Source organism: endosymbiont of Riftia pachyptila (vent Ph05) (genome assembly GCF_000224455.1).
GTDB lineage: Bacteria > Pseudomonadota > Gammaproteobacteria > Chromatiales > Chromatiaceae > Endoriftia > Endoriftia persephonae.
In genome coordinates this window covers 1-9,026 of the sequence record NZ_AFOC01000118.1, presented here as the reverse complement: position 1 = coordinate 9,026, position 9,026 = coordinate 1, and the positions used below count along the sequence as shown (strand labels likewise).

The 9,026-nt window shown below is 48.3% G+C and carries 11 protein-coding genes and 1 pseudogene; 6 read left to right on the top strand and 6 right to left on the bottom strand.

The features are described from left to right. The 4 genes from RIFP1SYM_RS14580 to RIFP1SYM_RS14565 all read left to right on the top strand — a co-directional run. Positions 1-479: sigma-70 family RNA polymerase sigma factor (locus tag RIFP1SYM_RS14580; protein WP_039960628.1), on the top strand; the 479-nt coding region annotated here is incomplete at its 5' end. After that, entirely contained in the window at positions 466-1,083 is a 618-nt protein-coding gene (locus tag RIFP1SYM_RS14575; RefSeq protein ID WP_005966141.1) for a hypothetical protein, read from the top strand. The genes RIFP1SYM_RS14580 and RIFP1SYM_RS14575, both read left to right, overlap by 14 nt. After that, positions 1,073-1,339, top strand: a complete 267-nt coding sequence (locus tag RIFP1SYM_RS14570) for an FAD assembly factor SdhE (protein ID WP_006475653.1) — start codon at positions 1,073-1,075, stop codon at positions 1,337-1,339. Before RIFP1SYM_RS14575 ends, RIFP1SYM_RS14570 begins: the two co-directional genes overlap by 11 nt. Then, the gene (locus RIFP1SYM_RS14565) at positions 1,323-1,787 is read left to right on the top strand and encodes a protein YgfX (RefSeq protein ID WP_050798779.1); all 465 of its coding nucleotides are present in this window, start codon (positions 1,323-1,325) and stop codon (positions 1,785-1,787) included. Before RIFP1SYM_RS14570 ends, RIFP1SYM_RS14565 begins: the two co-directional genes overlap by 17 nt. 82 nt (positions 1,788-1,869) lie before the next feature. On the opposite strand, the gene RIFP1SYM_RS14560 is transcribed toward RIFP1SYM_RS14565, so the two are convergent. After that, a complete protein-coding gene (locus RIFP1SYM_RS14560) occupies positions 1,870-2,487 on the bottom strand; it encodes a phosphoribosyltransferase (RefSeq protein WP_006475655.1) in 618 nt (205 codons plus the stop codon). A 181-nt stretch (positions 2,488-2,668) separates the two neighbouring features. Here RIFP1SYM_RS14560 and RIFP1SYM_RS14555 point away from each other — a divergent pair, with 181 nt between their 5' ends. Continuing rightward, complete coding sequence (locus tag RIFP1SYM_RS14555; protein ID WP_240991734.1) at positions 2,669-3,496, top strand: CheR family methyltransferase; 828 nt, start codon at positions 2,669-2,671, stop codon at positions 3,494-3,496. 297 nt (positions 3,497-3,793) lie between these two features. Further along, positions 3,794-4,360, top strand: coding sequence for an HPF/RaiA family ribosome-associated protein (locus tag RIFP1SYM_RS14550; RefSeq protein WP_039960625.1), 567 nt, complete (start codon positions 3,794-3,796; stop codon positions 4,358-4,360). A 223-nt stretch (positions 4,361-4,583) separates the two neighbouring features. On the opposite strand, the gene RIFP1SYM_RS17615 is transcribed toward RIFP1SYM_RS14550, so the two are convergent. The 5 genes and pseudogenes from RIFP1SYM_RS17615 to RIFP1SYM_RS14530 form a co-directional block, all read right to left on the bottom strand. Beyond that, positions 4,584-4,817: a hypothetical protein gene (locus tag RIFP1SYM_RS17615; protein WP_138921923.1), complete on the bottom strand. Its 234-nt coding sequence runs from the start codon at positions 4,815-4,817 to the stop codon at positions 4,584-4,586. Further along, positions 4,783-6,810 carry a phospholipase C/P1 nuclease family protein gene (locus RIFP1SYM_RS14545; protein ID WP_139042165.1) on the bottom strand — a complete coding sequence of 676 codons (2,028 nt, stop codon included), beginning with the start codon at positions 6,808-6,810 and terminating at the stop codon, positions 4,783-4,785. The genes RIFP1SYM_RS17615 and RIFP1SYM_RS14545 overlap by 35 nt, the downstream gene beginning before the upstream one ends. Positions 6,811-7,308: 498 nt before the next feature. After that, positions 7,309-7,784: pseudogene (locus RIFP1SYM_RS19080) on the bottom strand (reverse transcriptase domain-containing protein); the annotation flags it as partial. 275 nt (positions 7,785-8,059) lie between these two features. Next, positions 8,060-8,638: a VIT1/CCC1 transporter family protein gene (locus RIFP1SYM_RS14535; RefSeq protein ID WP_039960623.1), complete on the bottom strand. Its 579-nt coding sequence runs from the start codon at positions 8,636-8,638 to the stop codon at positions 8,060-8,062. Beyond that, on the bottom strand, positions 8,631-8,924 hold the full coding sequence (locus RIFP1SYM_RS14530; protein WP_039960622.1) for a DUF211 domain-containing protein: 294 nt from the start codon (positions 8,922-8,924) through the stop codon (positions 8,631-8,633). Before RIFP1SYM_RS14530 ends, RIFP1SYM_RS14535 begins: the two co-directional genes overlap by 8 nt. Positions 8,925-9,026 lie beyond the last annotated feature (102 nt).

Genomic DNA, 9,026 nt, shown 5'->3' with positions numbered 1-9,026 from the left:
ATGCTCGCTATCGCAGACCACTGTTTCGCTATCTGCAACGACAGGGCGGAGATGCATCCAGCAGTGAAGAGCTCTATCAGGATATCTGGCTGCGGGTGATCGATGCCCGTAATCAGTGGCGCAGCGAGCAGGGGTTTAGTCCCTGGTTCTATCGCATCGCCCACAATCGCTTGGTCGATCATTGGCGCAGCCGGCGGCCCGCTGAGTCGTTTGAGTCGACAGATGAAGTGGTAACGCTCGATCAGCGCTGGCCTGACGGCTGGCTGTTGATCCGCCAATGCGTGGAGCGCCTGTTCACGTTGTTGGGAGGGCTGAGTGAGACGCAGCGCAGCGCCTTTCTGCTGAAAGAGGAGGCGGGGCTAAGCCTGCAGCAGATCGCCATAGTCACTGGAACCGGTCGGGAGACAGTGAAGAGTCGGCTGCGCTACGCTCTGCGTCGGTTACGCGCCGGCCTGGAGGGGTGCGATGAGTACGCATAATGAAGAGTGGCACGATGCACGGATCTCGCAGCTCTATCGTGCAGGCAGTCGGGAGGAGCCGCCAGAACAGCTCGACCGAATGATTCGTGCACATGCGCATCGAGTGGTGGCCAGACACAGACGCCCGTTGCTCATGGGTGGGCTAGCCACCGCGGCGGTGGTGATGCTCAGTCTTGGGCTGATCCTGAAGTCTCTCGATCAAGCACCACTGCAGGAGGCGCTAGATCTTGTTCCCGCAGAGACAGAATCAGCTGTGATGAGCGGGTGGGAGCCTGCTGAGCGAAAGCGGTTTAAATCCTCAGCACCGTCTTCGCCCAGACCGTCTATGCTGCCGGAACAAGCAGAGGAAGAGGATCCGTTTGAGGATCTGTTCCGCGACACGCAGTCAGACGCAGGGATGAGCATACAGCAGGCAGATATCTCTGATTGTTTGAGCATCCACTATCCAGCATCCCCTGATGAGTCTGTTTGGCAGCAGGCATTGAGAATGCAGTTGCAGGCGGCGGATAGTCGCGCTGCCGAATGCCTGAGGCAGGCGTTTTTTAACCGATTTGGCCGGGAGTTGCCGCCACATAACGGGGAAGAGGGGAGCGATGGACGATAGTGCAGAGTTCAATCGTCTGCGTTGGCAGTGTCGGCGCGGCATGCTGGAACTCGACCTGCTGCTGATGGGGTTTCTGGATCAGCATTACCGGCAACTGGATCAAGCGCAACTCGATGGCTTTGACCGGCTGTTGCGCCACCCCGATCAGTCGCTGCAGGCCTGGTTGCTCCAGGGAGGGGATGGGATTCCCGAAGAGCTTGTGTCGATCATCAGTTTTCTTCGGCAGGGAAGCCAGCAGGATGCAGAGAACCACTGAAGCGATCCAAATTAGTCCCAGACTCTCTCTCACCCTGGGTGTTTGGGTGGTGACAGCGCATCTGGTCGCAACCTGGGCTGTGTTGCTGCTGATCGAAGTTACACTCTGGCTGAAGCTGCTGATGTTGGGGATGCTGGCGCTCTCATTTGTGATCGAGACCAGGCGCCACATCTTTCACAGAGGCGCTGCCTCGATCCGCGAGGCTAGGTGGATATCGGATGGAAAGTGGCGCCTGCAGCTGCGTGATGGCAGTTCGATCGAGGCAGAACTGCTCCCTTCCAGTTTCGTCAAACCCTGGTTGGTAGTGCTGCACTTTCGCTGTGTGGGAGTGCCACGCCGCCGGTCGCTGGTGTTGCTGGCTGACTCGCTGGATCGCGCTGCCGCACGCCGTCTGCGAGTTCGCCTGCTGCAGGGCAGGGCGCGTCAGGAGAGTGTTCTGGGAAAGTAGCTGTCCGGAGGGAGAGATGCATTTTATCGCCGTGATCGAAGAGGAGGCCGGAATGACGAATAAGGCGACTAATGCGTGACATTCAGCTTGAGCAATTGCCATTCGGTTCTGACGTCACCATCTCATAAATAACTTTAAGGCGTTGTTGCGATATTTCAATGCCGAACTGCTCTGCAAGGCGCTTCTGGGCCTCCATCAGCGTCCGAGGTGGTGGCGACAGGCGTCGTAGAAATTCGCCAATGTCTTCGATCATCGCCCATGGATAGATCAACCAGCGCCATTTAATAACCTTTCTGGCGTAGTAATCCACAGCAGAGGTAGTAGTGATTTTATGATGCATTACGGCAGTACGAAATTCATCGGGTTGGAATGTTTGTAAATGCTTGGTGGCAACTTGCAGGGTATCGCCACTGTCATTGACATCATCAACGAGCAAGACACGCTGGCGCTTGATGTCGGTATGAAGCGGATAGCGGATAATGGCTTGTTTCTGTTTGTCAGAACCAGACAGGTAGTGTTCAACCTTGATACTGGTTAGCGCCATGATATCCAGGTAATCGCACACCAGCCTGGCTGGCACATAACCGCCGCGTCCGATAGCGATTACAATATCTGGCCGGTAGCCAGATTCCCTGATTAAAGTCGCCAGTCGTTGGCATAGTCGTTGTACCTCTGACCATGAGATCAGTTCACAGCGCATTGTCCTTGGCATTCGGATAGCCTCGTCGCCCCCCGAGTTACGAACACACGTTACTTAATTCCAGCGTGCAATGATGTAACAGCAATTGCAAGCAGGATATAAAAAAACAACCTGCGTTGCTCATTACTTGCTGGTATGTCGTACCGGCACTACTGTTTATAGTATGAAAGATAGTGAGTGCGTGGAATTTCTGCAGTGGGCACTCCCCCGTCTGCATATGCGCTGGGCAGGGTTTCGCAAAATACGCAGCCGTGTGTGCAAACGTGTTCAGCGGCGGATCAATCAGTTGCAGTTTGAAAGCATCTCTACTTATCAGGAGTATTTGCGGAAACATCCCGAGGAGTGGCAGAAACTTGACGAATTATGTCGAGTAACTATTTCCCGCTTCTATCGGGACAAGATGGTTTTCAGCTTGCTTGAGCTGGAAGTTCTCCCGGTTCTTGCAGGGCAGGCACTTTCCTGCGATGAAGACGTGCTTCACATCTGGAGCGCCGGTTGCGCCTCGGGTGAAGAACCCTACACGTTGATGCTGGTATGGGATTTATCCCTTCAATTGCGATTCCCACGGCTGCGCATGCATATCCTGGCAACCGATACTGATTCCGTATTACTCAAACGGGCGGAGCAGGCCTGCTATACTTTTAGCAGCGTGAAGAATCTTCCTGCGGCCTGGCGGGAAACCGCATTCCTCGATACTGCCGGGGTGTACTGTCTGGATCCTGTCTATAAGCGAAGCGTGGATTTTCAATGCGAGGATATCCGTGAAGCCTTACCCGATGGCCCATTTGATTTAATTTTATGTCGCAATCTGGTCTTTACCTATTTTGATCCTGAACTCCAGACAATAATCAGGGACCGGATGTGGGACAGGTTAAAACCTGGTGGCGCTTTGGTAACAGGGGTACACGAAGTACTACAGGAAGGTAAGCAGGATTTTGAAATATGGTCAGCACGATTGGGTATCTATCGGAAGGGCAGGACAAACACACGCAATATGCTGCGTTTTTAACGAGTTAATTATATTGCCTATGAGCCTTAATGGAAAAGACCAAGTGTAATGCACTATCTTATTGAGTCAGAATTTTCGCGAAAAATTACGATATATTGGATTGTCTTGCAAGTGTTTGTTTTTCTCAATAGTTTTCATAATCTTGCCCTGCGAGGAAGTAATGCTCGGACGGTAATTGATATGTGCTCAACTATTATTCGGCTTATCAGGTAACGTGGATAATACCGACCTTGAGTTGACGGAAATCGTTATCATGAAACTAAATATGGGCAGTCAAATGTGGGGGTAGACGTCATCATGAAACAGCCATTGCAAATCACCTTCCGTGATATTCCTCATTCTGATGCGGTGGAAGCATATATTCGAGAAAAGGCCGCCAAGTTAGACCAGTTTTATGATCACATCATGGCATGTCGTGTTGTGCTGGAAGTGCCACATGGGCACCATCATAAAGGCAAGCTGTATTACGTCAGGGTGGATTTAACCGTGCCGGATGGTGAATTGGTAGCCAGTCGCGCGCCCAAGGAACATCATGCTCACGAAGATGCTTATGTGGCAATTCGTGATGCCTTCGATGCCGCTCGACGACAACTTCAGGACTATGCCAGAAAACAGCGCAATAAGGTCAAAAGACACGAGCCTCCGCTACATGGCAGGATATCCAAACTGGTACCGCTGGAAGATTTTGGCAAGATCGAGTCATCAGATGGAAAAGAGATCTATTTTCATCGCAACAGCGTTGTGGATGCAGATTTTGATTCCCTGGCGATTGGCAATGATGTGAGGTATGTGGAAGAGGCCGGGGATGAAGGTCCTCAGGCCTCTACCGTATACATCATTGGCAAGCATCACATCGTTGATTGAGCAACGATCATCCAGTTTTTGGGGAAGTGTTCAAACAGCAGTAACACCTGCACTGGTCAAGAATCCAGCACGCTAACCTACTGGCCGGAATCCTTATCCACAGGTTTCGTTTTGAAGATATTCATGGCATAAACCTTAGTTTCCCTAGACGGATACCGGTCAGCAGTGACGGCTGGTTGCTTCTAAAGATGAACAGACAGTGATCAGAACGCTGTTTGGGCAGTTAACTGACCAGAGTACGCTGGGTGAGCAAAGCATCGGCAGTAGTCGTCTTGCCGGTAATGTCAATGGCATCAACAAATGAGATGAACATTCCGATCTCATTATACGGGTAGGGCGCCAGTTTTTTTATATAGTGGGCCTGTATCTGATGCTCCAATAGCCCCGCTATCCCGTAGAGAATGACCCTGCGTGAGTCATACTTAATATTTTTTCTCTTTTTGTTGTAGTTTTTCACAAGTTTTACATATCCTATGATTTTCAAATTTCCTTAGCAGATTCAGGTGGGGGAGTGAGTTGTTCGCTCTGATATCTTCACGTAATTGCTCAGTTCGCCTGGGCAGTTCTTCCATGAACATGTAAACTTTCTGTTTGTTGCCTTTTTTAATCCGTTTTACGTGGTGGCAGTGTTTGTGGTGGAGTTTGGTGTAGCGCTTACCACTAAATACCAATGGTGGAAATATCTCTTCGATAACCTCAATTGGAAACATCGCTTTTTTTAGTGAGTCTGAATCCAATTGTGTTTGTTCTATAAATTCTTGAAAGTTTTCTTTCTCATAGGAAAATTCAATTTTATTGACATTAATCTCTACTGTAACAGTGCAGTCGCCATTTGTGGATTTTTTGGTAATAGTTTTAGAGCCATTAAAGTCGATCCATTCTGTACTGGCAATGTCGAGATCAATTTTACCTAAGCTTTCATTTTCAGTAACATCTTCATCAAACACTGTAATTTTCAGGTTTATATCTTCTGTCCCAGGCAGTATTTTGCTAGTAATAAGCTCGTTAATAGTCTTGCTATCTCCATCACCTAATGAATAGGTGCCAAACTGTTTTTTATGATTTTCAAAGTCTACCTCAATGTTAATCTCTCCATCAGCCGCCCAATCTTCATCATCATGGATCTTGATCTTTTTTAAATAGGCACTAACTTCAAAAAGACTGTTCTCTATTTCTGAATATCTTCTGTTCTCTTCTTCAGGGATCTCAAATAATTTTATTTTAAAATGGAGTGTACAGGCGCCGTTATCTGATTTCCTAGAAAACGTGAACTCTTCTCCAATCCCACTAAGCCAAAATGTCTCTGGCTCATGAAGCGTAACCGCGCCCATACTTTCAGTGGTCGTTGTGTCATCATCATAGATTTCAAAAGCACCAGTCAGCGTGTCCCCAGCTTTAAATATCCGGTTTGGCAATTGGATGTTTATATTTTTTGAATCACCACTATCCACATTATACTGGCCATATGTTTCAAGACTAGAGCCATATTTAGTTTTAATAAATATCTCGCCGCTGCCCCAATTGTCTTTATCATTATGCACGGTGATTTTATAAAGTTTTAAGTCAACCAAGTAGTGAGGGACTGGCTCTGTTTTAACTGGTGGGATATCTTTATCGGGATCAAACTTAATATCGTATAGGAACTTGAGATAGAGGCCTGCGGTAAATGAGTAGTTGATTGGCAATAGATTCATTGCAATTGCGTTGCAGGCATAATCAGTCAGATCAAAAAGTTCATCCCTATGTGGATCCGTGCTCTCAAGAAAACTGTACCACCGAAATGGCTGTCCCGTGCCAAAACCATCGACATCATCACTATCGTAAAGTTGAGTGGTCTCCGCAAAATTCTTAAAGTAATCAAGGAGGTCCCAGCTTGAATTAAAGGCAATCTTGTCTCGGTTTAAGTTGATATTCCATTGTTCAGGGAGGTGGCCTTTCTTGAATGTTTCCCCCACATAGTCCTCAAAGTCATCATCATCAAAATAATCAAGCAGACCCATGTGGGGGTCATTATGCACATGAGCGGGTACTCCCATATCAGCCAGCAAGTGCACGACACGCCCCAGATTCTCCATCGCTTGCTCTTTATCGCCCGATATCCACTTATTGATTACATGCTCATCCCAATAGCGATCTGCTCTGTGAGGCGCTGAATAGAATTTCATGCCATCGAACTCTAATCCGTAATCATCAAAATCGTGATTCCAGAAATGTTCTACCCAAGGGATTACTCCACTTCTAACATAGCTAAGGAGAGTCGATGCTGCATTCGGGCCATGATTTTTTGGAATACCCAAGGGACCTATGCTTGTATCTTCAAGGTAGGAGCCATTAACAACCAAATCTATAGCCGAACTGCCATTGATTTGTTGCGCAAAAAAATATTGTAACCCTGTCGGCAAAAGATTAACTGAGTATCGAGAGATTTTTTTATGAACATGTGTTTTCATATTAATAACACTCTTATTGTTAGGTGAAGGATGGGAAATCCAACTGTTCTTGCCCAAGCATCCCAGCATCGAGGAATCCATCAAGTGCTGGAATCGGACAGGAAGTACCCTGGGTATGGAGGAAGAGAGGGGTAGCAGGGATCTTGAGGGTCGAGTAGCCACGGGAATTTTTCCCAAAGGCCTTCACGTGAGACTCTCGCCTCATGCGACTCCTATCGTCCAGCCATATCATCTAAGTAAAGATCCAGTGAACAAACAGACTTGGTTAACGTTGGCGCACCTCATAAACCAGCGCACCGCCTTGTGTTTGCGCCTAAGCCGTTTCTATTTCCGCTTCGCCCGGTGGGCGATCTCTTCAATGAGATAGAACAGAACGCGCCGTAATTCGGTACACCCATATCTTCCATAATATACAATCCAGCCCTCGCGTGGCTTCCTTTTTACTCGCACAGCGCTCGAACTGAATGCCACTACAGTGCCATTCTACCCATGTATAGAATACGGTGCTTTCAGCCAGCGTTCAATATAGAGTATCTCCCACTTGTTCTTCACATGTTTGCGAACTGCACGCATGAGAAGATCGTGGTCGATGTCATTAAAGAGCCCTTTGATGTCCATATCCAGGACCCAGGACCCAGGACCCAGGACCCAGGACCCAGGACCCAGGACCCAGGACCCAGGACCCAGGACCCAGGACCCAGGACCGTTTCCTGCACCGCTGACGCGCCCGTTCGAGCGCCTCCATGGCGGATCTGTCCGGACTGTATCCATAGAGCTTGGGTGAAAGTGCTTCTCCAGTTCCGGTTCTATTCGCTGTTTGACGACCATTTGGGCTATGCGGCCTGCAACCGTCGGTATGCCCAACGGCCTGCCCCCCTCCATCCCCTTGTCGATTTCAACTCGCAGTACCGGGGCGGTCTGTAACTGCCTGATGAAAGCCGGTTGTCAGATCTCTCTGAGCTATGAGTTAACACATGAGCCGCTACCGCCTATTGCCTGAGAAGGGTGGGGCGAAGTGTTGCCGTTTTTTTGAATCTATGAATTCGGCCATAAATGGCTGTAAACGGCTGGGTTGGCGGTTGGCGCTGGGGTTTTGGGGTGGGAATAATAAACCTGAAGCATCTGCGGGAGCGGCGAGGAGAAGAGCAATGACAAGGAATCAGGGGTGAGCAGTGAGCGACGCTGTTAAATTGGCTTAGCGTAGCAAAAGCACATTTCTATCCTTTGAAACGAAATTAACGAAGGCTCCTTATACAAGACCTACAATATAGATCAATAAACTAGTAATCAATGCAATCAACAAGGCTCGCAAGCCAGCCCATAGCCAGAAGCCACCACTAATTTTTCCTATGAATACTCCCAGAAAGAAAATCAATATAAAAGCAACCGTGGCGGCAGTTTCAAGAGGGTAACTGATAAGCCACGGATACCGATGCGCCACTCCCAGCGGGGTCATAATTATCAATGCAAAAATGAAAGGTGACATGCCATTGACCACGGCAACAATAAAGGGCATGAGACGGGCTGCCTGACCATGGGCCGATTGCTGCAAGTCCGCAATCATGGCATCTTCAAGTTCCCTTAGTTCCTGTCTCTTCTCCGCTGATTCGCTGATATAGGCGCTACTGATTCCACTTACCGCCAGCGCAATTGCCGTACCCATGCAGGCAGTAATAACCACGGATAGAATTACATTATTGCTGACATGAAACCCCATCAATAAACCCAGCATGGTGAGTGCACCATCGAAACCATTCACTACAAAGTAGCGTCGCACGATAAGATTAGATTGTGAAATGCTAAATAGCAGCTGAAATCGTTTAAACATCGGTCTGCGTTGATGAATCCGCTGAATCACCCATGCTGATGACTTCTACTTCATCGATACTGTGAATGGATCCACCCATTGATGTAATCGCATCAGACACATCGTCATAGGGGATATTTTCTGACTCGACAACAAGAATTACGGTCTCCGTTTTTTCATCCACTTCGACCACTTTAAAGTTAAACCAGCAGTCGGGGCATTTTTTTGCCAGTTGCGTGGAAAACTCAAGCCCATTGGGTGAATGCGGTTTGAGGACATCTAGCACGATTCGCTGTACTTTTACCATTGATAGCATCACTCTACAGTTTTGGTCCAGAAATAAATAGGCCAACTAATAGAAAATATCAGCACACTGCTGATCACTGACATGATTTGCAAAACCGAAACC

What these genes read in the sequence shown, in the direction of transcription:
- RIFP1SYM_RS14535 (WP_039960623.1), bottom strand. Translation starts at nt 8,638, where the DNA reads ATGTTTAAACGATTTCAGCTGCTATTTAGCATTTCACAATCTAATCTT.
- RIFP1SYM_RS14575 (WP_005966141.1), top strand. Translation starts at nt 466, where the DNA reads ATGAGTACGCATAATGAAGAGTGGCACGATGCACGGATCTCGCAGCTC.
- RIFP1SYM_RS14560 (WP_006475655.1), bottom strand. Translation starts at nt 2,487, where the DNA reads ATGCGCTGTGAACTGATCTCATGGTCAGAGGTACAACGACTATGCCAA.
- RIFP1SYM_RS14570 (WP_006475653.1), top strand. Translation starts at nt 1,073, where the DNA reads ATGGACGATAGTGCAGAGTTCAATCGTCTGCGTTGGCAGTGTCGGCGC.
- RIFP1SYM_RS14545 (WP_139042165.1), bottom strand. Translation starts at nt 6,810, where the DNA reads ATGAAAACACATGTTCATAAAAAAATCTCTCGATACTCAGTTAATCTT.
- RIFP1SYM_RS14565 (WP_050798779.1), top strand. Translation starts at nt 1,323, where the DNA reads ATGCAGAGAACCACTGAAGCGATCCAAATTAGTCCCAGACTCTCTCTC.
- RIFP1SYM_RS14550 (WP_039960625.1), top strand. Translation starts at nt 3,794, where the DNA reads ATGAAACAGCCATTGCAAATCACCTTCCGTGATATTCCTCATTCTGAT.
- RIFP1SYM_RS14530 (WP_039960622.1), bottom strand. Translation starts at nt 8,924, where the DNA reads ATGGTAAAAGTACAGCGAATCGTGCTAGATGTCCTCAAACCGCATTCA.